General features: G+C 70.8%; 19 protein-coding genes, 1 tRNA gene and 1 riboswitch. Of the genes, 14 read left to right on the forward strand and 6 right to left on the reverse strand.

From position 1 onward, the window contains the following. Positions 1-2 precede the first annotated feature (2 nt). Positions 3-88: transfer RNA gene (locus AB0A90_RS07460), tRNA-Leu, on the reverse strand. A gap of 205 nt (positions 89-293) precedes the next feature. Here AB0A90_RS07460 and AB0A90_RS07465 point away from each other — a divergent pair. From AB0A90_RS07465 to AB0A90_RS07500, 8 genes are read left to right on the forward strand one after another with little or no spacing between them, the layout of a single operon-like run. Beyond that, positions 294-1082, forward strand: a complete 789-nt coding sequence (locus AB0A90_RS07465; RefSeq protein ID WP_007454122.1) for a DUF3662 and FHA domain-containing protein — start codon at positions 294-296, stop codon at positions 1080-1082. Positions 1083-1088: 6 nt separating this feature from the next. Further along, entirely contained in the window at positions 1089-1574 is a 486-nt protein-coding gene (locus AB0A90_RS07470; RefSeq protein WP_357243192.1) for an FHA domain-containing protein, read from the forward strand. Next, entirely contained in the window at positions 1571-3034 is a 1464-nt protein-coding gene (locus AB0A90_RS07475; RefSeq protein WP_357243195.1) for a PP2C family serine/threonine-protein phosphatase, read from the forward strand. Before AB0A90_RS07470 ends, AB0A90_RS07475 begins: the two co-directional genes overlap by 4 nt. A gap of 30 nt (positions 3035-3064) precedes the next feature. Beyond that, positions 3065-4555 carry an FtsW/RodA/SpoVE family cell cycle protein gene (locus AB0A90_RS07480; protein WP_357243198.1) on the forward strand — a complete coding sequence of 497 codons (1491 nt, stop codon included), beginning with the start codon at positions 3065-3067 and terminating at the stop codon, positions 4553-4555. Further along, positions 4552-6057 carry a penicillin-binding protein 2 gene (locus AB0A90_RS07485; protein WP_357243201.1) on the forward strand — a complete coding sequence of 502 codons (1506 nt, stop codon included), beginning with the start codon at positions 4552-4554 and terminating at the stop codon, positions 6055-6057. The genes AB0A90_RS07480 and AB0A90_RS07485 overlap by 4 nt, the downstream gene beginning before the upstream one ends. A gap of 1 nt (position 6058) precedes the next feature. Beyond that, the gene (locus AB0A90_RS07490; RefSeq protein WP_357243204.1) at positions 6059-7468 is read left to right on the forward strand and encodes a protein kinase; all 1410 of its coding nucleotides are present in this window, start codon (positions 6059-6061) and stop codon (positions 7466-7468) included. Further along, entirely contained in the window at positions 7465-9282 is a 1818-nt protein-coding gene (gene pknB / locus AB0A90_RS07495; RefSeq protein ID WP_357243207.1) for a Stk1 family PASTA domain-containing Ser/Thr kinase, read from the forward strand. The genes AB0A90_RS07490 and pknB overlap by 4 nt, the downstream gene beginning before the upstream one ends. Before the next feature lie 47 nt (positions 9283-9329). Beyond that, positions 9330-10028, forward strand: coding sequence for an ElyC/SanA/YdcF family protein (locus tag AB0A90_RS07500; protein WP_357243210.1), 699 nt, complete (start codon positions 9330-9332; stop codon positions 10026-10028). Between the two features lie 47 nt (positions 10029-10075). Here the strand turns inward: AB0A90_RS07500 and AB0A90_RS07505 are convergent, their stop codons facing one another. The 4 genes from AB0A90_RS07505 to AB0A90_RS07520 are packed head-to-tail and all read right to left on the reverse strand — an operon-like array spanning position 10076 to position 13311. Further along, positions 10076-10726, reverse strand: a complete 651-nt coding sequence (locus AB0A90_RS07505; RefSeq protein ID WP_357243213.1) for an aminodeoxychorismate/anthranilate synthase component II — start codon at positions 10724-10726, stop codon at positions 10076-10078. A gap of 2 nt (positions 10727-10728) precedes the next feature. Continuing rightward, the gene (locus AB0A90_RS07510; RefSeq protein ID WP_357243216.1) at positions 10729-11001 is read right to left on the reverse strand and encodes a hypothetical protein; all 273 of its coding nucleotides are present in this window, start codon (positions 10999-11001) and stop codon (positions 10729-10731) included. A gap of 4 nt (positions 11002-11005) precedes the next feature. Next, entirely contained in the window at positions 11006-12514 is a 1509-nt protein-coding gene (locus tag AB0A90_RS07515; protein WP_357243219.1) for a class E sortase, read from the reverse strand. After that, positions 12511-13311, reverse strand: a complete 801-nt coding sequence (locus AB0A90_RS07520; RefSeq protein ID WP_357243222.1) for a DUF881 domain-containing protein — start codon at positions 13309-13311, stop codon at positions 12511-12513. Before AB0A90_RS07520 ends, AB0A90_RS07515 begins: the two co-directional genes overlap by 4 nt. Before the next feature lie 221 nt (positions 13312-13532). Here AB0A90_RS07520 and AB0A90_RS07525 point away from each other — a divergent pair, with 221 nt between their 5' ends. The 5 genes from AB0A90_RS07525 to AB0A90_RS07545 all read left to right on the forward strand — a co-directional run bounded on the left by AB0A90_RS07525 (position 13533) and on the right by AB0A90_RS07545 (position 19809). Continuing rightward, entirely contained in the window at positions 13533-13796 is a 264-nt protein-coding gene (locus AB0A90_RS07525; RefSeq protein ID WP_357243225.1) for a cell division protein CrgA, read from the forward strand. A 209-nt stretch (positions 13797-14005) separates the two neighbouring features. After that, complete coding sequence (locus AB0A90_RS07530; RefSeq protein ID WP_357244075.1) at positions 14006-16204, forward strand: (Fe-S)-binding protein; 2199 nt, start codon at positions 14006-14008, stop codon at positions 16202-16204. A gap of 107 nt (positions 16205-16311) precedes the next feature. Further along, complete coding sequence (locus tag AB0A90_RS07535; RefSeq protein ID WP_357243228.1) at positions 16312-17634, forward strand: hemolysin family protein; 1323 nt, start codon at positions 16312-16314, stop codon at positions 17632-17634. Then, entirely contained in the window at positions 17627-18628 is a 1002-nt protein-coding gene (locus AB0A90_RS07540) for a hemolysin family protein (protein WP_357243231.1), read from the forward strand. The genes AB0A90_RS07535 and AB0A90_RS07540 overlap by 8 nt, the downstream gene beginning before the upstream one ends. A 167-nt stretch (positions 18629-18795) precedes the next feature. Continuing rightward, positions 18796-19809, forward strand: coding sequence for an NlpC/P60 family protein (locus AB0A90_RS07545; RefSeq protein ID WP_357243234.1), 1014 nt, complete (start codon positions 18796-18798; stop codon positions 19807-19809). A 55-nt stretch (positions 19810-19864) separates the two neighbouring features. Here AB0A90_RS07545 and AB0A90_RS07550 read toward each other — a convergent pair whose 3' ends face one another. Continuing rightward, entirely contained in the window at positions 19865-21841 is a 1977-nt protein-coding gene (locus AB0A90_RS07550; RefSeq protein ID WP_357243237.1) for an N-acetylmuramoyl-L-alanine amidase, read from the reverse strand. Between the two features lie 234 nt (positions 21842-22075). Beyond that, a riboswitch (cyclic di-AMP (ydaO/yuaA leader) is annotated at positions 22076-22211 on the forward strand. A gap of 13 nt (positions 22212-22224) precedes the next feature. Between AB0A90_RS07550 and AB0A90_RS07555 the strand changes: the two genes are divergently transcribed. Continuing rightward, a complete protein-coding gene (locus AB0A90_RS07555) occupies positions 22225-23265 on the forward strand; it encodes an NlpC/P60 family protein (RefSeq protein ID WP_357243241.1) in 1041 nt (346 codons plus the stop codon). The last annotated feature ends 58 nt before the right edge of the window (positions 23266-23323 follow it).

Genomic DNA, 23323 nt, shown 5'->3' on the forward strand with positions numbered 1-23323 from the left:
GCTGGTGGGGATGGGGGGAGTTGAACCCCCACGCCCTTTCGGGCACACGGACCTGAACCGTGCGCGTCTGCCATTCCGCCACATCCCCGTGGCACAACCCGGAACACTGTAGCCGCCCCGGCCCGCTGTCTCCAACGGCCTCGGGAATACTACGCTGTCCCAGGTGCTCGCCACGAGCGGTTACCGTTCGTGGCGGACGAAAGATTAGCACGGCAGTCCCGACCCTTCCGAACGGGTCGGGAGCAGGTGGCCGAGCGGCGTGTGAGCTGCGCGCGCGCCGGCCGGATACCATCATGTCCTCGGGACCCGAGGAGGAGCCGGTGAGCGTGCTGCAACGCTTCGAGAAGCGTCTGGAAGGCCTGGTCGAAGGGGCCTTCGCCAAGGTCTTCAAAGGGGTGGTCCACCCCGTGGAGATCCTCAACGCCATGCAGCGGGAGGCCGAGGCGCACAAGGCGATCCTGGCCGGTGGGCGCACGTTGGTGCCCAACCGCTACGTGATCGATCTCTCGCCGTTCGACCACAGTCGGCTGGCGCCGTACGCCGCTGCGCTGGCCCAGGAGTTGGCCCAGTCGCAGGCGGAGTTCATCGGCGAGCAGGCCTGGACTGTCTACGGCGACGTGATCGTCGAGATCGAGCGAGGCGAGGGCCTGGACACGGGCATGTTCCGTGTCACAGCCGAGGTCTACACCGGTGGCGAGGTCGCCCCGGTGTCGGCGCCCGGCTACGACGCCGGCCCGCCCGCCTACCCGGCGTACGACCAGGGTGGTGGCTACGGCCCTCCGCCCGGGCACGGTGGCGGTCGCAACGTGCGGCTGGTCTCCGGTGACGGTCGCACCTACCCCCTCCAGATGGGGTCGACGGTGATCGGTCGCGGCGATCAGGCCAACCTGCGTCTGCCCGACGTCGGCATCTCCCGGCGACACGCCCGGTTGGATTTCGACGGGGGCCAGGTCGTGCTGACCGATCTGGGTTCGACCAACGGCACCATGGTCAACGGGCAGCGGGTCTCCGCTGTCGCACTGAACCCTGGTGACATGGTCCAGCTCGGGACGACGACGCTGACCTTCCGCGTGGACGGCTGACCCGCCTTGCCGGAACTGGTCATCACCGTTGCCCGGTTCGGGTTCCTGATCCTGCTGTGGATCTTCGTGTTCACCGTGGTGGGCGTGATCCGAAGGGATCTCTTCGCGGGCGCCCGCTCCGGTCGTCTGGTGGCCGCGCCACGCGCGGTCGGCGCCTCGACCGGTCAGGCGGCGAAGCCGGCGAAGGTGAAACGGGGCAGGGCGGCGCACCAGCTGGTAGTGACAGCCGGTCAGCTGGCCGGCACCAAGATCACTCTCGGTGACGCGCAGATCACCATTGGGCGAGCTGAGGACTCCACCCTGGTCATCACCGACGACTACGCCTCCGCGCGACACGCCCGGCTCATGGCGCGTGACGGGCAGTGGTTCGTTGAGGACCTCGGCTCGACTAACGGCACGTACCTCGATCGCGCTAAGGTCACCGGACCAACCCCCGTCCCCCTCGGCGTGCCGATCCGGATCGGCCGCACTTCCCTCGAATTACGGCCATGACTCTGACCCTGCGCTATGCGGCCCACAGCGACCGCGGTCTGATCCGAGACGGCAATCAAGACTCCGTCTACGCCGGGCCGCGGCTACTCGCCGTTGCCGACGGCATGGGCGGCATGGCCGCCGGTGACGTCGCCAGCAACATCGTCATCGGTGCCATGGCGCCGCTCGACGAGGACGTCCCCGGGGACGCTCTCGTCGACGCGTTGCGTTCGGCCGTCGGCACCGCCAACCAACAACTCCGCGACACGGTGGACGCCAACCCGCAGTTGGAGGGGATGGGCACCACACTGACGGCGACCCTCTTCACCGGCAGCAAGCTGGGGATGGTCCACATCGGTGACTCGCGGGCCTACCTGCTGCGCAACGGTGAGTTCGCGCAGATCACCAAGGACGACACGTACGTCCAGATGCTCGTCGACGAGGGTCGGATCAGCGCCGAGGAGGCGAGCAGCCACCCGCAGCGATCGCTGCTCACCCGGGCCCTCGACGGCCGGGACATCGACCCGGAATACTCGGTGCGCCAGGTGCTGCCCGGCGACCGTTACCTGATCTGCAGCGACGGCCTGTCGGGTGTGGTCAGCGCTGAGACCATCGGCGAGACCCTGCGGGAGTACACCGACCCGCAGAAGTGCGTCGAGCGGCTGGTGCAGCTCGCGCTGCGCGGCGGCGGACCGGACAACATCACCGTGATCATCGCCGATGCCACGGATCAGGACATCGTCGAGGCGAGCCCGATCGTCGGCGGTGCCGCCGCCCGGGACCGGGGTATGGCGACCTCGGCGGACGACTCCACTCCGGCCGCCCGAGCCTCGGCTCTCGCCGCGCCGCGTCCGGCCGTCCCGGAGGAGCCGGCGGCCTCGGACGACGAACCGGACCGGCCGAAGCGCCGCCCGGTGCGGACCGCCGCCATGGCGGTCGCCCTGCTGGTGATCATCGGCGGCGCGGCGTTCGGGGGCTGGACGTACACCCAGCGGCAGTACTACGTGGGAGCCACCGAGGAGGGCCAGGTCGCCGTCTTCCGTGGCGTCCAAGGTCAGATCGCCGGGATGGACCTCTCCACCGTGCACCGCCGCAGCGGCACCCGATTGGACGACCTCACGGTCGCGGCGCAGGACACCGTCAAGGTCGGCATCCGGGCCAAGAGCGAGCCGGACGCCGAACGCCAGCTCGCCGAGCTGACCAGCGACACCCCGAGCAATCCCAACCTGAAGCCGCTCTGCGCGCTCGATCCGACCGCCGCGGCGAGCGGTACGCCGACACCGGCCGATCCGTCGCCGAGCCCGAACGGCAGTCCGAGCACCATCGCGTCGCCAACCTCCAACGGAGTTGCCAGCGCGAGCCCGACCGTCGGTGCCACCGCCGCTGTCGGTGCGACCGGTTCGTCCACCACGCCCGACAACACGCCCTCCGACTCGGCCACGCCGGCGCTCGACCCGGCCACCTGCCGGTCTCCTGAGTGAGCGTCGGCTGAGATCCCAAGGACTCCACCTGTGACCGTAGCGGCCACACCGGCACCCTCGCCCGCCACCGCGGGCGAGCAGTCCGGCGTACGCCTGGCGCGGTCGCGCCGCAACGCCGAGCTGTCCCTGCTGCTGCTCGCCATGGCGTTGGTGGCCGCGTACGGGGCGACCGTCGAGGCGAACCTGCTGGACACCGTCACCCCGGACTTCTGGATACCCGCGGCCGTGCTCGGCGCGGTCTTCCTCGGTCTGCATCTGGTCATCCGATTCCTCGCCCCGTTCGCCGACCCGGCGCTGTTGCCGGCGGTGGCCCTGCTCAACGGGCTCGGGGTGGGCTTCCTCCGCCGGATCGACCTGGGCGACGCCCCGGTGGCCGAGCGGGAGAGCCTGGCCGTCTTCGCGGGGCAGGGCGGGCGCCAGTTGGCCTGGACGCTCGGTGCGGTGATCCTCGCCGCCAGCCTGCTCGCCATCATGCGCGACCACCGGTCGATCTCGCGATACGCGTACACCCTGGGGTTGGCCGGCATCGTGCTGGTGATGCTCCCGGCGGTACTGCCGGCGAGCATCTCGGAGAGAAACGGCGCGAAGCTGTGGATCGATCTCGGCGCCTTCTCCATCCAGCCGGGTGAGTTCGCCAAGCTGGCGCTGCTTGTCTTCTTCGCCTACTACCTGGTCCGCAAGCGTGAGGTGCTCTCGCTGGCGAGCCGACGCTTCCTCGGCATCGACTTCCCGCGCGGGCGCGACCTCGGCCCGGTGGTCGGCGTCTGGCTGGTCAGCCTCCTGGTGCTCGTGTTCGAGAAGGACCTGGGCACCTCGCTGCTGTACTTCGGCATGTTCGTGGTGACGCTCTACATCGCCACCGAACGGGTCAGCTGGCTGCTGATCGGTCTCGTCCTCTTCTTCGGCGGGGCCTACCTCGCCTACGTCCTCGGCTCGACGGTCGGCGGCCCGTTCGCCAACTTCTACGTCCGGGCGGAGATCTGGCTCGACCCGTTCGCCGACCCGACCGACAAGGGCTACCAGCTTGTCCAGGGCCTGCTCGCCCTGGGCACGGGCGGGCTCTTCGGCGCCGGGCCGGGCGGCGGCCAGCCGGACATTCTGCCCGAGGTGCAGAACGACTTCATCTTCGCCGGCATGGGCGAGGAGCTCGGCCTCTTCGGCCTCTCCGCCCTGCTCGTCGTCTACCTGTTGATCGTGGAGCGTGGGCTGCGGGCCGCGCTCGCGGTCCGGGACTCGTTCGGCAAGCTCCTCGCCGGCGGTCTCGCGTTCACTCTCGGCCTCCAGGTCTTCGTGATCGTCGGCGGGATCAGCAAGCTCATCCCGCTGACCGGTCAGACCACCCCGTTCCTGTCCGCCGGTGGCTCGTCGTTGATGGCCAACTGGTTGCTCATCGCGGTGCTGCTGCGGGTCTCCGACGGCGCCCGCCGGCCGGTCGGCGGGAGCGTCAGCAAGGCCGCCCGACCCACCGGTGGTGCCCCGGAGCAGCTGCACGGTGCTCCCACGGAGGTGATCAAGCCGTGAACGCACCACTGCGCCGCGTCGGCGTCGTCGTCATGGTCCTGTTCGGTCTGCTCTTCGCCAACCTCAACTGGGTGCAGTTCCAGAAGGCCGACGAGTACCGCACCAGCGACTACAACGGTCGGGTCCAGGTCGCCGACTACAAGCGCAAGCGCGGCAACATCGAGGCCGGCGGCACGGCGGTGGCGACCAGCAAGGAGACCACGGGCAAGCTGAAGTTCCAGCGCACCTACCCGGGCGGCGCGGAGTACGCCCACGTGCTCGGCTACAAGCCGGTCAGCCTGGCCGACACGGGCATCGAGCGGGTGGAGAACGACTTCCTGGCCGGCACCAGCGACCAGCTGATCGGCGACCGGATCAAGGACATGTTCACCGGCGACGAGAGCGGTGGCGGCAACGTGCTGCTCAGCCTCTCCAAGAAGGCCCAGGACGCGGCGTACAACCAGCTGCGGAACAACCAGGTGGGGGCGAAGCGGGGCGCGGCCATCGCCATCGACCCGCGTACCGGGGCGGTGCAGGCGCTTGTCTCCATGCCCAGCTTCGACCCGAACCCGCTGGCCAGCCACACCGACAAGGAGGCGGCCGCGGCGTTCAACAAGCTGGATCAGGACCCGGCGGGTCCGTTGAAGAACCGGGCGCTCTCCGAGACGCTGCCGCCGGGCTCCACGTTCAAGATCGTGGTCGCCGCGGCGGCGCTGGAGAACGGCGTCACCAAGACCACCCAGATCCCGGCCGGCCCCAGTTGGACTCCGCCCACCTCCGGCACCCCGATCCGCAACGCCGATCCGTCGATCTGCCCGCAGCCGAAGGTCACCCTGCTGACCGCGGTCACCGACTCGTGCAACACCGGCTTCGCCCAGCTCGGCGTACGGCTCGGCGCCGACACGATCAAGGAGAAGGCCCGCCAGTTCGGTTTCGAGCAGGAGGACCTCACCGTCGGTCACCTCGGCGAGGACGGTCTGCCCACGGCGGCCAGCCGGACCGGAGACATCCAGAACCCGGACGGCACCCCCGACCAGGCCGCACTGGCCCAGTCCTCGATCGGCCAGAACAACGTCCGGATGACTCCGCTCGAAGGCGCCATGATCGTCAGCGCGATCGCCAACAACGGCAGCCAGATGCGGCCGTACCTGGTGCAGCAGCTGCTCGCCCCGGACCGGACCACCAGTTACCACACCGCGAAGCCGCGTGAGCTGCGTCAGCCCATCGAACCGCAGGTCGCCGCCGACCTGCGCGAGATGATGGTCAGCGTCGTCCAGAACGGCACCGGACGGAGGGCCGCGATCCCCGGCTACACGGTCGGTGGCAAGACCGGCACCGCCCAGTCCGCGCCGGACCGGCCCGACCACGGCTGGTTCATCGGCTTCGCGTTGGACAAGAACGGCACTCCGGTCTCCGCGGTCTGCGTGATGCTCGAGCAGGCCGGTTCCGGTGGCAGCGGCGAGGCAGCCCGGATCGCCGGCCAGATCATGAAGGCCGCCATCGCCGACCCCGGGGGCCGCTGACATGCTCAGCCCCGGCGTCCAGCTCGGCAACCGCTACCGTCTCGACGAGCGGATCGCCAGCGGCGGCATGGGCGACGTCTGGCGCGGCACCGACCAGGTGCTCGGCCGGACGGTCGCGGTCAAGAGCCTGCTTCCCGCCCTGCTCGACGACCCGGACTTCGCCGAGCGGTTCCGTGGTGAGGCCCGCACCATGGCCACGATCAACCACCCGGGCGTGGTGGACGTCTACGACTTCGGCAACGACCAGCAGATCGCGTTCCTGGTCATGGAGTACGTCGAGGGCGACGCCCTGTCGTCCACGCTGAGCCGGGTCGGCCGGCTCACCCCGGCCCGGACGATGGCCCTCGTCGCGCAGGCCGCGGACGCGTTGCACGCGGCGCACGAGAAGGGCATCGTGCATCGCGACGTGAAGCCGGGCAACCTGCTCGTCCGGCCGAACGGCACGCTTGTGCTCACCGACTTCGGCATCGCCCGCTCCGACCTGGTCGGCCAGCTCACCGCCGCTGGTTCGGTGCTCGGCACCGCCTCGTACATCTCACCCGAGCAGGCCACCGGAGGCGTGGCCACCCCGGCCTCGGATGTGTACGCGCTCGGCGTGGTCGCCTACCAGTGTCTCGCCGGGCGGCGTCCGTTCGAGGGTGACAACCCGCTCGACATCGCGATGCGGCACGTGCGGGAGACGCCCCGACCGCTGCCCGCCGACATCCCCCCGCAGGTCCGCTCGGTGGTGGAACGGGCGCTGGCCAAGGACCCGGCCGCCCGCTGGCCGAGCGCCGCCGCTCTCGCCGGGGTGGCCCGTCAGCTCAAGGCCGCGCTCTCCCAGCAGGCCCGGGCCGGCGCCAACTCCGGGCCGGTCTCCGCGGCGCCCGCCTCGCCGGCCGCGCCCGGCCGAGCCCAGGTGCCGCAGGCGCACCAGATGCGTCCGCCGACCGCCCGCCCGCCGGTGGCCGGGCCGAGGCCGACAGCGATCGCGCCCGTCCAACAGCCGCGCCCCACCGCCGTCGCGCCGTCCGTCCCGTCCGCCCGGCCGCCGGCCGCACCGAACGGGTACCCGCGCGGTGCCGCGTCGGTGCCGTCGGCACCGCCCCGGCAGCAGCAACCGGCGGCGTACGCCCGGCAGGCCGTACCGTCGGCGCCGTCCCCCGAGCCCCGGCGGTCCCGGCCTGGCCTGGTGCTCCTCGCCATCTTCCTGGCCGTGCTGGTCCTGCTCTGCTCCGGCGTGATTTCCTACTACCTGAACAAGCAGTCGCAGGCCGCCGAACCCGTCGGGACGAGTGGGCGCACCGCGACGTCCGGCGCGCTGCGACTCGACGGACGCGACGATCCGACCCAGACGTCGTACCGTCGGGAGATACGACTCCAGCCGAGCGACGGCGGGACGACGACGAGCGAAGGACGACAGACGCGATGACAGCGCAGGCCCGCCTGCTCGGTGGCAGGTATCAGGTCGGCGAGCTGCTCGGCTACGGCGGCATGGCCGAGGTGCACCGCGGTCGCGATCTCCGGCTTGGTCGGGACGTCGCGATCAAGATGCTCCGGACCGACCTCGCCCGGGACGCGACGTTCCAGATGCGGTTCCGCCGGGAGGCGCAGAACGCCGCCTCACTCAACCACCCGGCGATCGTGGCGGTCTACGACACCGGCGAGGAGACCGCGCCGACCGGCGAGACACTGCCGTTCATCGTGATGGAGTTCGTCAACGGGCGGACCCTGAAGGAGGTCCTCGGAGCCGAGGGTCGGCTGCAGCCGCGCCGGGCGCTGGAGATCTGCGCCGACATGTGTGCCGCGCTGGAGTTCAGCCACCGGCACGGGATCATCCACCGGGACATCAAGCCCGGCAACGTGATGCTCACCCAGACCGGCCAGGTCAAGGTGATGGACTTCGGCATCGCCCGCGCGTTGGCCAGCGGCGCGACCACCATGACGCAGACCAGCGCGGTGATCGGCACGGCGCAGTACCTGTCCCCGGAGCAGGCGCGGGGAGAGGCCGTCGACGCCCGCTCCGATGTGTACGCGGCCGGCTGCGTGCTCTTCGAGCTGGTGTGTGGGCACCCGCCGTTCGTCGGGGACAGCCCGGTCAGCGTTGCCTACCAGCACGTACGGGAGACGCCGCCGACGCCGAGCGACATCAACCCGGACGTCACCCCGGCGGTCGACGCGATCGTGCTGAAGGCGTTGTCGAAGAACCCGCTCAACCGCTACCAGAGCGCCGGCGAGATGCGTGCCGACCTGCTCCGCGCCGCCGCCGGCCGGCCCGTGTTGGCCACCCCGGTGCTGCGCGAGGCGGAGACGGTGGCGATGGCCCCGGCCGGCGGCCGGGGCGGTTACCCCGCTCCCGCCGGTGGGCCGCAGACCGGGCAGATGGCCCGGGTGGGCGATCCGCGCCAGCGCAAGGCGTCCTCCTGGTTGATCGCGACGTTCAGCGCGGTCGGCGTGCTGGCGGTGATCGCCCTGGTCGTCGCCCTCCTCTGGAACCAGCAGCAGGAGAAGGCCAACAAGGCGGTACCGAACGTCACCGGCAAGACCCAGGCGGTCGCGGTCACCGAGATCCAGAAGGCCAACCTGCAGCCGAAGCTGGGTGACCCGGTCCAGGACAACGACTGCACGAAGGGCACGGTCGCCAAGCAGGATCCGGCGCCGGGTACTCGGCGGGCGCAGTCCAGCACGGTGACCATCCAGCTCTGCGACGGCAAGCCCGACGTGAAGATCCCCCCCAACCTGGCCAACTCCCAGTTCGAGCTGGTCAAGTCCCAGCTTGAGGCCCAGGGGTTGAAGGTCCAGGAAAAGCCGGTGGACAATCCGGCGACGAAGGGCACCGTAATCAAGTTGACTCCGTCGTCGGGGACCACCGTCGAGCAGGAAAGCACGGTGGTCGTCGAGGTCTCCAAGGGCAACGTCAGCAAGGTGCCAAACGTGCTCAACTCGACGCGGGAAGAGGCCACCGCGGAGCTTCGCGAGGCGGGTTACAACGTCGAGGTCCGCGACGGTGACGAGGTGCCGGCGGACCGGGCCGGTCGGGTCGAGAAGCAGAGTCCGAGCGCGGGCACCACACTGGCCAAGGACCGGACCGTGACCATCGAGGTCGGCGTACCGGAGAAGGTCGTCGAACCGCCGCCCTCCGGCACACCGACCAGCACGCCGTCGGCCACGCCGACCACGCCCGGCACCGGGGGCGGCGTCGGTCTGCCGTTCCCGCCCCCGCCGAGCCGGCTCCCCGAGGACTAGGGCGTGTCGAAGCCCCTGGCTGGCCGGTGGCCGCTCCAGGCGGCGGTGTGAGTGACGCCGAGGTGGCCGGCGGCGGGTCGGTGGTGCGTCGACGTCCGCGACGCCGCAGACGTCTGGTGATCCTCGGGGTCGCCGTGCTGCTGCTCGCCAGTCTTCCGTGGCTGTGGACGACGCTCGCCGCTCGCGGCCACGTGTACGCCGAGGCCGACGCGCCGGCCGCCGACGTGGTGATCGTCCTCGGTACCGCCGTGGCGGCCGATCGGCAGCGGCCCGGTGAACGGCTCGCCGGCCGCCTGGAGACCGCCGCCGAGTTGGTGACCAGCGGGCGGGCCAAGGTCGTGCTCGTCTCGGGCGACGGGGGCGGCACGTCGGGTGACGAGCCCGCGGTGATGACGGCGTATCTCACCGGGCTCGGTGTCGACGCGCGTCGTGTGGTGGCCGACCCGTTCGGCCTGGACACGTACGACAGTTGCGCCCGAGCGCGCGAGGTGTACGGCGTCCAGCAGGCTCTGATCGTGACCCAGTCCTACCATCTGTCCCGGGCGGTGACGCTGTGCCGGCATCTCGGCCTCGACGTCGACGGGGTCACCGCACGATGTGACGACTGCGGCCCGTTCCTGCTGGCCGAGAAGTCGGTCCGGGACTACTTCGCCAGCGGCAAAGCGGCGTGGGACGCGGTCCGTGGTCGCCCGCCCGCGGTCCGCTCGCCCGCGGATCCGGCGGTGCGGGACGCGCTGCGCGGCTGATCCGGCCTACGTGCCGTCCACCGGCCCGCTGATCGGGCGGCGCGGCCTCAGGTGGTGACGAAGGCCGACCGGCGGCGGGCGTCGACCTCGGCGGCCAGTGCGGGCGCACGCTCCAACGCCTCCTGGTGACCGCAGCCGGCCAGCCAGTTGGCCAGCATCAGGTGACCGCCCTGGGTGAGCACGGACTCCGGGTGGAACTGGACGCCCTCGATGGGAAGGGTCCGGTGCCGCATCGCCATCACCACGCCGGAGCCGGTCCAGCCGGTGACCTCCAGCTCGTCCGGGAGCGTGTCGGGCAGCACGGCGAGCGAGTGGTACCGGGTGGCGGTGAACGGGTCGGGCAGGCCGGCGAGTACGCCCACCGACTCGTGCCGTACCTCGGAGGTCTTGCCGTGCAACAGTTCGGGCGCTCGCGTCACGGTCGCCCCGAACGCCTCACCGATCGCCTGGTGACCGAGGCAGACACCGAAGATCGGCAGCTCGCCCGCGTACTGCCGGATGACGTCCAGGCAGATGCCGGCCCGGTCCGGGCTGCCCGGCCCCGGGGAGAGCAGGATGCCGGCCGCGCCCACCCTGCCCACCGCGTCGACGTCGATCTCGTCGTTGCGGCGGACCTCGCAGGTCACGCCGAGCTGACCCAGATACTGCACGAGGTTGAAGACGAACGAGTCGTAGTTGTCGATCACCAGGATGCGCATTGTCACCTGCTTGGGGAGGGTGGCGCGGGGTTGTTCTGATCGGTGTCGTACGGAAGTTCGTGCTCGTCGCCGGCCGGGGCGTCGCCGGTCGCCGGGCCGCCGCCGCCCGATTCCGCGGGGGACTCGACCTGCACGTCGTCGAAGGGCAGCAGGGGCTCGGCCCAGGGGAAGGCGACATACCAGAGCAGGGCCACCGTGGCGGCCACCAGCAGCACCGAGCCGATCAGCTTTCCGGCCAGGCCGAAGGGAAGCTTCCGCCAGATGAACGAATACATCGGGTCAGCCTCCCAGCTCCGCCGGGCGGCCCGCCGTCTTGGGTTGGGTGCGTTCCAGTTCGGCGTGGATGATCAGGCGTTGGTAGTTGTCGAACTTCGGGTTGCACGTGGTCAGGGTGAGCATCCGCTTGGTCGGCTTCTTGTTCGGCTCGCCGGGCACCGGTGCCACCACCTCGACCTGGGTGGGCCGGACGATCTGTGACCGCGACACCAGGTAGACGTACCAGTCGGTCTTGCTCTCGACCACGATCGCGTCGCCCTCGTCGAGCTCGTCCAGCCGCCAGAAGGTCGCCCGGTTGCGGTGGCCGGCGACGGAGAAGTTGCCCACCTGGCCGGGCAGGGCGCTAGCCGGGTAGTGGCCCGGGGCGTAGCGGATGTCCTGCTGGGTGACGCCTTCGACCACGACCCAGTTCTTGTCGAGCTTGGGGATGTAGAGGCCGGCGAGCGGCTTGCCGCGTACCGGGGGCGTCGGTTTGACGCTCGGGCCGGCCGACGGAGCGACAGTCGGGTCGTCGGACGGGCCCCACTCCTGGGCCAGGGCCTTGTTGAGGTCGTTCTGGTGGGCGTCGACGATTGCCGACTTGCCCCACACCTCGTAGCCGGCGAAGAGCAGCACCACCAGGCCGAAGGTGATCAGGACTTCGCCGGTGACGCGGACACCGGTGCGGATTCGGGAGCCGAGCGACGGGCGGGTGAGCTCGGAGTAGACGCTCTTGTAGCCCTCGCCGGTCTGGTGGGGCCGGAGTTGGACCACGCGCTCGCCGCGCCGGGGCCGGGGCGGCTCGCCGGGGTTGTCGCCGCCGTCGGTCGGCTCCTGGGGGCCCGCCGTGCGGGGGACGGCACCCATCAGCGCGGTCGAGTCCAGGGTTGGTGGCCGGGTGGCGGTGGTGCCGGGCACGGCGGGAATCAACGCGGTGGCGGCCGGGTCGGCGACGCGATCCGGCCCGGTGGGCGGGACACGGCCCGGGCCGGCGGAAGAGGAGGCATCCGGGCCAGGGCCGGGCGCGGACGGAGCGACCGGGGAGCCGGTCGGGCGCGTGGGTCGGGCGGCGATCTGGGGGATGAACGCGGTCGGTGAGTCGGCCACCGGTGGGGTGGACGGGCCGGACGGGGCCTGCTGACCCGGTGTGCCGGAGGTCGTCGCCCGGGTCGGGGCGTCGTCCGGGGCAGCGGGCCGGATCGGGCCCGGATTGGCCACGGCCGGCTGGCCGGGCGCGGTCGGACCCTCGGACCCTCCGTGCGAGCCGGATCGGGGGGCGGGGCTGCCTGGCCACGGCGGGGGTGCGTCGACAGCCCGGGGGGCGGGGGTCGGGTCGGCCGGGCGGGGGGGCTCCGGCGGGGCCGGCGGACGCGACGTGCCGGGTCGGGCGGGCAGCATCGGCTCGGGCCAGTTGCCGGCCGGGGTCGGGCGGACCGGCGCCGGCTCGGGCCGGTCGACCTTGGGCAGGAAGGCGGTCGGATCGTCGGTCTGGTTCCGGTGTCGCCCGTCCCGACGCTCGTCCGGCGCGCTCACTTAGGCACCGTGGCCGAGCGTAGGGAGGTCGAATCTTCGAATGCCGGGACTCGCACCGTGGAAGCCGTTTCGTTGTAGCCGAGCTGGTAGTCGTCGACCGCGTCCTTGAACCACTGGACTCCCTCAGAGCTGGCGAGGGCCTGCTGGAGGGCAGCGGGATCGCCGATCGCTACGATCTTGAACGGTGGGGAGTACACCCGGCCGTGGAGCAGCAGGGTGTTACCGACGCAGCGTACCGCGCTGGTTGCGAGGACGCGGACGTTCATGATTGACATGGCCTCCGCTCCGCCGGCCCAGAGCGCGTTGACCACGGCCTGCACATCCGCCTGGTGCACCACCAGGTCGTCGTTGTCGGCGTCCGACTGGGTCTGGTCGAGCTGCGGCGCGTCGTTCAGTTCGACCGTGACCCCGGGTCCGCCGAGGGCGGTGAATCCGGCGGCCTGGAGGCTGCCCTGGGCGCGATCCTGCTGATCCTTGATCGGGGCGTCCGAGCCGGCCAGCATGTTGGTGCGTTGCTGGACCTCGTCGCGCAGCGTGGCGGCCCGGCGTTCGCTCGCCGCCACCTGCTCGCGCCGGTCCTCGATGAACTGGTTGAGCTGGGGCCGTCGGTCCTCACGCAGCGCGGTGCCACCGGCGGTGGTCGCGGTGGTGGTGAAGAGCAGCCCCGCCGCGGCGGCGATCAGGGGCACCCCGATCGACCAGCCCGGTCGGCGTTGACGCGGTCGCCGGGGCAGTAGCCCGGCGGCGGCCCGTCGGAGGACCTTCTGCCAGGAGGTTGCGCCGGATGTGTACTCCACCGAGCGTTCCTTCCGCGTGTCGGGGATCGGTCCGCCCCGGCCGGGCCGGTGATGCGAACAGTCCCGCCTTTTTCGGTCACTCCGTGCACCGGCCTGACCCCATTCATGGTCCGGACGGGCAATCGGGACTACGCTAGCTGTCGAACATTATTGGCCATGGACCGTCGCCCCCGCGCCCGGTTGTCAGGCCGGACGAGGTCGTCACCCCTCTGGAGAGCGTCGTGCCCAAGTCTCAGGTCCGCAAGAAGAAGGTGTACACCCCGCCGACGGACGTTCGTCCGACGACGGCGGCGTCGACGCGCAAGCCTAGCCCGGTGTGGTTGCCGGCCACCGCCGTCGCCCTGATCGTCGTGGGCATCGGCTGGCTGGTGCTCTATTACCTGTCCGAGCAGGAGTACCCGGTCGCCGCGTGGGGTTATTGGAACCTCGCGGTCGGCTTCGGCGCGATGGTCGCCTCGCTGGGGCTGCTCTCCCGCTGGCGCTGAGCCGGCTCGGGGGCCGTCGTGTCGGCGGTCCCACGTCAACCCACCGCGCCCCTGTCCGGCAGGCGCGGGTGGGGACCCCTATGGTGTCCGCAGGCAGCGTGGCCTACTGCGAGATGACTCACGTTACCGCTGGGTAACCTTCGCGTAGGCTGCACTGCATGACCGAGCTAAGCGAGGTCATCAGGCAGCAGACCGGGGAGGCCAACTCGATGGGCAGCGTCCAGATCGTCACCACGATCCTCGCGGCCGCCATCACCGCCGTAGCGGTGTGGCTTGCGGTGCGTGCGGTCCTGAAGATGGTGGCAGTCATCCGGCTCGGGCAGCCGGCACCGGAACGGTTCACCGACAAGGTCACCCGCGCCAGGACCATGCTGGTCGAGACGGCCGGCCACACCCGGATGCTCAAGTGGGGCGTGGTGGGTGCCGCGCACTGGTTCGTGATGGTCGGCTTCGTCGTCCTGTCGCTGCTGGTGCTCGAGGCGTACTTCGAGGTGGTCACCACCGACGGTGGCCTGCCGATCATCGGGCACTGGACGGTCTTCGGCCTGGTCACCGAGATCATCGGGGTGCTGGGCCTGGTCGGCATCCTGGTGCTGATGGCGATCCGGCTGCGCAACAGGCCGACGCGGCCGGGCGGGCGGTCCCGGTTCACCGGCTCGACCATGTGGCAGGGCTACTTCGTCGAGTGGATCGTGCTGCTGGTCCTGATCTTCGGGTTCGTGATCCGGGGATTCAAGGTCGCCACCGACCACTTCGAGTTCCCGTTCTGGGCCACCCCGGTCAGTCACGCGGTCGGCGCGGTGCTTCCCGACTGGGCGGACGGCGTCAGCGTCGCCGCCGCCATCAAGATCATCATTTCGATGACCTGGCTGATCGTCATCTCGCTGAACGTCACCATGGGTGTCGCCTGGCACCGCTTCCTGGCGTTCCCCAACATCTTCTTCAAGCGTGAGCCGGCCCGGCCGGCCGGTTCCGGCCTCGGCGCGCTGCGGCCGATGACGAGCCAGGGCAAGCCGCTCGACTTCGAGGAGGCCGACCCGGAGAAGGACCAGTTCGGTGTCGCCCAGGTCGAGCAGTTCAGCTGGAAGGGTCTGCTGGACTTCAGCACCTGCACCGAGTGCGGCCGCTGCCAGTCGCAGTGCCCGGCCTGGAACACCGGCAAGCCCCTGTCGCCCAAGCTGCTCATCCTGAGCCTGCGCGACCACGCGTACGCCAAGGCGCCCTACCTGCTGGCCGGCGGCGGCAAGGACCTGACCGGCGAGGAGAAGGCCACCCAGGCGCAGCTCGCGCACCTGGACGTGCTGGCCCTGGCCGAGGCGGACAAGCCGTTGATCGGCACCGCCGAGGAGGGCGGTGTCATCGACCCGGACGTGCTCTGGTCCTGCACCACCTGCGGCGCCTGCGTGGAGCAGTGCCCGGTGGACATCGAGCACGTGGACCACATCGTCGACATGCGCCGCTACCAGGTGCTGATCGAGTCGAGTTTCCCCTCCGAGGCCGGCGTGATGCTGCGCAACCTGGAGAACAAGGGCAACCCGTGGGGCGCCCCGCAGAACACCCGCGAGGACTGGACGAAGGGTCTCGACTTCGAGGTGCCCCGGGTCGGCGAGGTGGACGACTTCGAGTACCTGTTCTGGGTCGGCTGCGCCGGCGCGTTCGAGGACCGGGCCAAGAAGACCACCCGCGCGGTGGCCACGCTGCTCAACGAGGCCGGGGTGTCGTTCGCGATCCTGGGCGAGGGCGAGACCTGCTCCGGCGACCCGGCGCGGCGGATCGGCAACGAGTTCGTCTTCCAGATGCTCGCCCAGCAGAACGTGGAGACGCTGAACGAGGCGTTCGAGGGTCGGGAGAAGGCCAAACGAAAGATCGTCGCGACCTGCCCGCACTGCTTCAACACCCTGGGCAACGAGTACGGCCAGCTCGGCGGCGAGTTCGAGGTGGTCCACCACACCCAGTTGCTGGCCCACCTGGTCGCCACCGGCAAGCTCACCCCGGTGCAGCCGGTCGACGGTGGGGTCACCTACCACGACCCCTGCTACCTGGGCCGGCACAACCGGGTCTTCGCGGCCCCCCGGGAGGTCCTCGGCGACGCCATCGCGGGCGAGCTGACCGAGATGCCACGCAACAGCGAGCGTTCCTTCTGCTGCGGCGCTGGCGGCGCCCGGATGTGGATGGAAGAGAAGATCGGCAAGCGGATCAACGTGGACCGGGTCGAGGAGGCCATGGCCACCGGGGCGAAGACGGTCGCGGTCGGTTGCCCGTTCTGCTCGACGATGCTCAGCGACGGCGTCAACGGCAAGGGCGCTGGCGAGCAGGTCGAGGTGATCGACGTGGCGAGTGTGCTGCTCCGTTCGGTCAAGCCGGAGCAGCCGCAGGGCGGCAGGGAGACGGCGCCGGTCGGCGGCTGAGGCCGTACCCCCCCGCGGTGCGCAGATCGACGGCGGCGGCCCTCAGGGTCCGCCGCCGTCGTGCAAGAATCTCGCCGAGGTGAGGCGACATCGACGGCCTGCTCTTGATGACGCTGTTGCCCCTGGTCGGCTTCGTTGCGCTGACCGCGGGCAACGCGTTCTTCGTCGCGGCCGAGTTCGCCCTGGTCACGGTCGACCGCGCGGAGATCGACAGGCGGGCCGCCGCCGGCGACCAGGCCGCCCTGACGGTACGCACCGCGCTGCGCGAACTCTCCTTCCAGCTCTCCGGCGCACAGCTCGGCATCACCATCACCGCGCTGCTCACCGGCTACCTGGCCGAGCCGGCCCTGGCGCGGCTCTTCACCCCGCTGTTGCGCCCCCTGGCCGGGGAGAGCACCGAGCGCTACACCCCGTTCCTGGCGTTGGCACTGGCCACGTTGCTCTCCATGCTCTTCGGTGAGCTGGTGCCGAAGAACGCGGCGCTGGCCCGGCCCATGCCGGCGGCGCTGGCCACGGCCGGGCCGATGCACACCTTCTCCCGGACGTTCGGCTGGCTGATCCGGGGCTTGAACGGCTCTGCGAACCGACTGGTCCGGGCGCTCGGTGTGGAACCGCAGGAGGAGTTGGCCAGCGCCCGCTCGCCGGAGGAACTGGGTCTGCTGGCGGCCATCTCGGCTCGGGCCGGCGCGCTGCCGACCGACACCGCGATGCTGCTGCGCCGCACCATCCGCTTCGGTGACAAGCGGGCCGCCGAGGCGATGACCCCCCGGGTGGACGTGGTCGCGCTGCGTGCCACGGCCACCGTGGCCGAGCTGCTCGAACAGTCCCGGCAGACCGGGCGGACCCGGTTCCCCGTGTACGAGGAGACCCTGGACCTGGTGACCGGTGTGGCCGGGGTGCCCGACGCGCTGGGCGTACCGCTTGCCGACCGGGCGTCGACCATGGTCGGCTCGGTGGCCCGGGAGCCGGTCTACGTGCCGGAGAGCCTCAACCTGGACGGCGTGCTGGCCGCGTTGAAGGCGGCCGGGGCCGACCTGGCCATCGTGGTCGACGAGTACGGCGGCACGGACGGCGTGGTGACGATCGAGGACCTCGTCGAGGAGTTGGTCGGGGAGATCGCCGACGAGTTCGACCCGGCGAGTGTGGACGACGCCGAGCCGGTCGAGTTGAGAGTGCCCGGCGGCGAGCGCACCGTGCTCGTGGACGGGGTGCTCCGCTCCGACGAGGTGGCCGAGCAGACCGGCTTCCGGCTGCCCGAGGGGCCGTACGAGACGCTGGCCGGGTTCCTGATGGCCCAGCTCGGGCACATCCCGCTGGCCGGCGAGACGGTCGAGGCGAGCGGCTGGGAGTTCACCGTGGTCGAGGTGGAGCGGCACCGGATCGAGCAGGTCCGGGTGCTGCGCCCGGCGGAACCGGACGACGATGACTGAGCTGCTGGTGACCGTCCTGCTGCTGCTCGGCAACGGTTTCTTCGTGGGCAGTGAGTTCGCGCTCATCGCGTCCCGCCGGACGGTGATCGAGCCGCTGGCCGCCGGGTCGAAACGCGCCCGGTGGGCCTTGTCGGCGATGAACCAGATCCCGTTGATGATCGCCGGTGCGCAGCTCGGCATCACGGTCTGCTCGCTGGGCCTGGGCGCGATCGCCGAGCCGGCGTTGGCGCACCTGCTGGAGCCACCGTTCCACGCGGCCGGCCTGCCGGAGCGGGCGGTGCACCCGGTGGCCTTCGTGCTGGCCCTGGGTGTGGTGGTCTTCCTGCACACGGTCGTCGGTGAGATGGTGCCGAAGAACATCACGCTGGCCGGTCCGGAGGTCTCCGCGCTGTGGCTCGGCCCGGCGATGCTGGCGTTCTGCGTGGCCACGAAGCCGCTGCTGCTGGCGATGAAGTGGGCGGCCCGCCGGGTGCTCGCGATCTGGCGGATCGAGGCGTCCGAGGCGGTGAAGACGGTGTTCACCGCCGAGGAGTTGGCCGGGCTCGTCTCGCAGGCCCGCACCGAGGGGTTGCTCGACGCGGAGCAGCACGCCCGGATCACCGGCGCGCTGGCCCTGCACAGCCGTACGGCGGCGGACGCCCTGCAGCCGTGGTCGACGGTGGTGACGGTCGCCGAGGACGTCTCGCCGGCGTCGTTGGAGGTGTTGGCGACCCGGACCGGCCGGTCCCGGTTCCCGGTGGTGCAGCGGTCGACCCGGCGGGTGCTCGGCTTCGTGCACGTCAAGGACGTGCTCGGATACGCGGGGCAGGGTCGCCGGTCGCCGGTGCCGGCCCAGGTCTACCGGCCGCTGGCGGTGGTGCCGCCGGAGCGTACGCTGGCGGACCTGCTGCTGGCGATGCGCCGCGAACGGCGGCACATGGTGCTGGTCAGCGACGGCCGGCGCCCGCTCGGTGTCGTCACTCTCGACGATGTATTGACGGCAATCGTTGGCTGACGCGCCAATACCCTTGGTGTGCAAGCGGTTGCACGACAGTGACGGTTACTCCACTCGCCTTGATTACCGCCTCGCGCTTCCCTAATGTGGGGCACCGACCGCTGTGGGTCGTCTGCCTCGGCCCTTCCCTCACGCGAGGCGCCCGGCGGTCGGTTGCAAAGGAGTCGGTGCCGGTGGCAACCATGCCCCCTCATCGTCACGACCTGTCCGCGTCTGCTCGGCCGGGTGGTCTGCGCCGGGCCGGTCGTCGTCTGCTCGTCCTGGTCGCCGCCGCGGTGGTCGGCGCGGGCCTGCTTGCCGCCCCGGTGCACGCCGCGCCCACGGTCGACGAGATTGAGGCGCAGATCGACAAGAAGTGGGAGCAGTTGGAGCCCACTATCGAGCAGTACAACAAGGTCAGGGCGCAGCTGAAGGTCAATCGGCAGAAGTCGGCGGACCTGCAGAAGAAGATCGAGCCGCTGGCGTTGCAGAGCGAGTTGGCGCTCAACCGGGTCGGCGATCTCGCCTCCCGCTACTACATCTCGGGCCCGTCGCACGACATTGGCGCACTACTTGTCAGCGCCAAGCCGGACACGCTCACCGAGCAGCTCACCATCCTCGACCGGCTGGCCGCGCAGGAGCGCAAGGAGGTCGAGGGCGTCCTCGCCGTGCGGGCCAAGTACGACGGCGAGAAGCAGAAGCTGGACACCCTGATCGCCACGCAGACCAAGCAGCAGAACGAGCTGGCGGCCAAGAAGAAGCAGATCGACGCCGAGATCAAGCAGCTTGAGGCGTCGATGCCGAAGACCACGGTCAAGACCGCCGGCTGCCCGACCATCAACGGTGTGCTCGCCGTGGCCGCCCAGAAGGCGATCAAAACCGCCTGCCAGCAGGTCGGCGACCCGTACGTCTGGGGTGCCACCGGCCCGAACTCGTTCGACTGCTCGGGGCTGACCCAGTACGCCTACCGGTCGGCCGGGATCTCCCTCACCCACCACACCGGAGACCAGTGGAACGAGGGCAAGGCCGTGCCGCGATCCGAGGCTCGTCCTGGTGACCTGGTCTTCTTCTACTCGGGCCTGAGTCATGTCGGGCTGTATCTGGGTAACAACCAGATGGTGCACGCACCACGAGCCGGTAAACCGGTGCAGGTGTCCAGCATCAACACGATGCCCGTCGCCGGGTTCCGCAGACCTGGCTGATCCACCCCGTGCGACACGACGGCCCCCGGTCACCGACCGGGGGCCGTCGTCGTTGTCAGCGGGGTGCGCCCACCGGGGACGGCAGGAGCTGCACGTCGGCCAGGTCGACGTACATGATGCGGTGGCCGAACTGGATCTGCGCGTACCTGTTCTTGCCGCGGATCACCGTCCAGTCACCGGGCGAGGAGCCGTCGACAGTGCTGGCCCGGTAGTACTCGCCCGGCAGCACCGCGCCGACGGCGTACCGCTGCCCGGCGGCAAGGGTGTACTGCAGTGGCGAGATCGTCTGGTAGGGCACGCCGGCCGGGTAGGCCGCCTGTTCCGGGTAGGCCCGTCCGTACACCGGGATGGTGGTCCGGCCGGGCTTCGGAGTGGCCACCAGGCCGACCGTCCAGCTGGCGGTGGGCGCGGACGCCGGGTTGTGGAACCAGGCGCGTTGCCCGAGATACCAGATCGCCGTCCAGTCGCCCTGCCGGCCGGCCAGCGCGTACGTCTGGCCGGCGGAGGCGCGGGCGCCGTGATCCGACACCTCCATGGTGTTCGGGGTGCCGTCGGGGCGGAGCGCGACGTCGTTCACCAGTGGCGCGTCCGCGGCCGGCGCGGAGCGCAGCACCACCGCCGAGGAGCCGCGTGGCGCGCACGGCACGCCGGCGGTGACGCAGCCGACGAACGCCGGCTGGTTGGTGGCGAAGTCCGGGTCGATCCGGACCAGACCGGTGGCGGGGGTGCCGGTGTCCAACCGGGGCGCGTGCAGCAGCTCGAAGTAGTGGTTCCAGTCCCAGTACGGGCCGGTGTCCCAGTGCATTCCACGGACGTTCGCGGCGATGGTGCCGGGCACGTTGTCGTGGCCGATGATGTGCTGGCGGTCCAGCGGGACGCCCAGCCGCAGCGCGAGGTGTCGGACCAACTTCGCCGAGGTCCGGTACATCGCCTCGGTGTACCAGGTGCCCTGCGCCGCGAAGCCCTCGTGCTCCAGCCCGACCGCCTTGGCGTTGACGTACCAGTTGCCGGCGTGCCAGGCGACATCCTTGGTCTTGACGTGCTGGGCGATGTGCCCGTCCACCGAGCGCAGCGTGTAGTGCCAGCTCACGTAGGTCGGGTCTTGGACGAGTCGCAGGGTGGTGGCCCAGCTTCCCTCGGTGTCGTGGATGACGATGTACTCGATCTTCTGCCGGGCGGGCCGGTCGGACAGGTCGTGGTTGCCGTAGTCCCCGTCGCCGAACGCCGCGTAGGGCGCCGGGATCCACTCGCAGGAGATGGTCCGGGGGCATTCCAGCCCGTCCGGGCGGGCGAGCCGACGCAGACCCAGCCGGTCCAGCCACGATCGCTGCGGCCGGATCGTCCGGGCCGGCAGCGTGATCCGCTGGCCGTCGTCGGTCACCCGCGACTCGCCGCTGCCGATGGTGGTGAAGACCTCGTCGGCGAAGGCCGCCGCGGCGTCGGCGCTGTCCGCGCCGGCGTAGCGGGCCACCGCGCCGTACCAGCTGGCCGGGTCGGTGCCGGCACCGACCGGCGCGCCCAACTCCCGCTGGTACGAGGCCAGCAGCGCGGCCCCGCCCCGGATGTTGACGTCGGCGTCGGTGCGCAGCGCGTCGGGGGTCGCGCCGGTCAGCGCGGCGGCGGCATCCACGGTCTGCAAGGCGGCGGCGGGTGGCGCCGGGTCCTCGGCCGGCCGGGGCGCGGGTGCCAGCGCGGTGCGGGAGTTGTCGCCACGCGGGTCCTCGGTGCCGGTGTCGTGGTGGCCGCCCACGGGCAGGGCGGTCACGTGTCGGGCGTCGGTCAGGTGCATGGGGCCGTAGCCGCCACTGGTGCTGGGTGTGCCGGCGTTGCTGTCCCAGCGGGACTCCAGGTAGGAGACGCCGAGCAGCACGTCGGTCGGTACGCCGTACTCGGCCGCCGCGGCGGCGTACCGCTGCTGGCGGTCGGCCGTGGGTGCGGCGGCGGTTGCGGGTGGTGGGACCGCGGTCGCGGCGGCGACCACGGCGGCGGCGAGCAGCGCACGCCGGCCGAGGAGCAGGGTTGGATGGTGCATCGAACCCCCTAGATTTCACGGATGAAGGTGAGGTCACCCTCGCGCCGTCCGGGAGTCCGCGTCAATACCTTTCTATGTGTCGACTCGTTGGGAAAGAATTCTTCACCTACGGCCGGTGATCCTCTCCGATCGGTACGGAGTGTCACGGCCGCACGGGTTGCGGAGTGGTAACAAGCGTCTCTACTCTGGTCATTCGTCGGCCCGATAGCAGCTCCGTCCAGCCCGGGCGGTAACGGTCCGACACCGCCGAGTCGTTTCCGAACGAACCGGGGACCCACGTCCCCCGGGGTGAATCCGCAGTCCCTGCGGTAGGGCGCCCACTTCCCGCCCGAACCCGTCAGCTAACCCGGTAGGCGGTCAGGAAGAAGGAGTACGGAACCCCGGTGGCACTCCATGCCCCGCGGCCGTCGTCCGAGCGGTCGGCAGCAGCCGGCCCGCCGTCGATCGCGCCGCGCCCACGCTGGTCCCGCTTCACCACCGCGCTCGCCGCCCTGGCCGGCGTCGCCGTCGTCCTGACCGGCAGCGCCACGGCGGCCCACGCCGACCCGTCCGTCGCCGAGATCGAACGCCAGATCGACGCCGACTGGAACAAACTCGAACCGGTCATCGAACAGCACAACGCCACCCGCATCGACCTCGCCAACAAGCGCAGGCAGGCCCAGGCGCTGGCCGCCCGGATCGCCCCGCTGGAGCGTCAGGTCGACGCCGCCATGGACAAGGTCAGTGCCCTGGCCGTACGCGCCTACAAGGGCGAGAACGTGCTGACCGTCAACGCGGTGCTGGGCAGCCAGTCACCCAGCGAGGTGGTCGGCCAGCTCGAAATGCTCGACCGCTTCGCGCACAACCAGCAGCAGGACGTCCGCGAGGTGGCCGACCTGCGCGACGAGCTGGCCAGGCAGAAGGCGCCACTCGACGAGATGGTGACCCAGCTGACCCGTACCGAGGCTCAGTTGGCGGCGAAGAAGAAGCAGATCAACGAGGAGATCGACAAGCTGCAGAAGCTGCGCCTCAAGGTGTACGGCAGCGGTGGCGGCGGTCCGTTGCGCCCAGCTCCCTGCCCCGGCAGCTATCCCGGCGGCGCCGCGGGCACGGCGGTCAAGTTCGCCTGCGCGCAGATCGGCAAGCCCTACGTCTGGGGTGCCGAGGGTCCGAACTCGTACGACTGCTCCGGGCTGATGCTGGCCGCCTGGGCGAAGGCCGGGGTGTCCCTGCCGCACAACGCCGCCGCGCAGAGCCGCGTCACCAAGAACGTCAGCAAGGCCGACCTGCGCCCCGGCGACCTGGTCTTCTACTACAGCGACATCCACCACGTCGGCATGTACGTCGGTGGCGGCTGGGTGGTGCACGCCTCGCAGGCCGGTCAACCGGTCAAGATGAAGAAGGTCGACGACGGCCCGATCCACAGCTACGGCCGTCCAGGCTGATCAGGGGTACTGACCGAAGGGCCCGCCGCGACTCGTCGCGGCGGGCCCTCGTCGTTCA

It is taken from the genome of Micromonospora sp. NPDC049204, from assembly GCF_040647935.1.
In the GTDB taxonomy this organism is placed as follows: domain Bacteria; phylum Actinomycetota; class Actinomycetes; order Mycobacteriales; family Micromonosporaceae; genus Micromonospora.

What these genes read in the sequence shown, in the direction of transcription:
- AB0A90_RS07465 (WP_007454122.1), top strand. Translation starts at nt 294, where the DNA reads ATGTCCTCGGGACCCGAGGAGGAGCCGGTGAGCGTGCTGCAACGCTTC.
- AB0A90_RS07475 (WP_357243195.1), top strand. Translation starts at nt 1,571, where the DNA reads ATGACTCTGACCCTGCGCTATGCGGCCCACAGCGACCGCGGTCTGATC.
- AB0A90_RS07490 (WP_357243204.1), top strand. Translation starts at nt 6,059, where the DNA reads ATGCTCAGCCCCGGCGTCCAGCTCGGCAACCGCTACCGTCTCGACGAG.
- pknB (WP_357243207.1), top strand. Translation starts at nt 7,465, where the DNA reads ATGACAGCGCAGGCCCGCCTGCTCGGTGGCAGGTATCAGGTCGGCGAG.
- AB0A90_RS07505 (WP_357243213.1), bottom strand. Translation starts at nt 10,726, where the DNA reads ATGCGCATCCTGGTGATCGACAACTACGACTCGTTCGTCTTCAACCTC.
- AB0A90_RS07510 (WP_357243216.1), bottom strand. Translation starts at nt 11,001, where the DNA reads ATGTATTCGTTCATCTGGCGGAAGCTTCCCTTCGGCCTGGCCGGAAAG.
- AB0A90_RS07530 (WP_357244075.1), top strand. Translation starts at nt 14,006, where the DNA reads ATGGGCAGCGTCCAGATCGTCACCACGATCCTCGCGGCCGCCATCACC.
- AB0A90_RS07535 (WP_357243228.1), top strand. Translation starts at nt 16,312, where the DNA reads ATGACGCTGTTGCCCCTGGTCGGCTTCGTTGCGCTGACCGCGGGCAAC.
- AB0A90_RS07540 (WP_357243231.1), top strand. Translation starts at nt 17,627, where the DNA reads ATGACTGAGCTGCTGGTGACCGTCCTGCTGCTGCTCGGCAACGGTTTC.
- AB0A90_RS07550 (WP_357243237.1), bottom strand. Translation starts at nt 21,841, where the DNA reads ATGCACCATCCAACCCTGCTCCTCGGCCGGCGTGCGCTGCTCGCCGCC.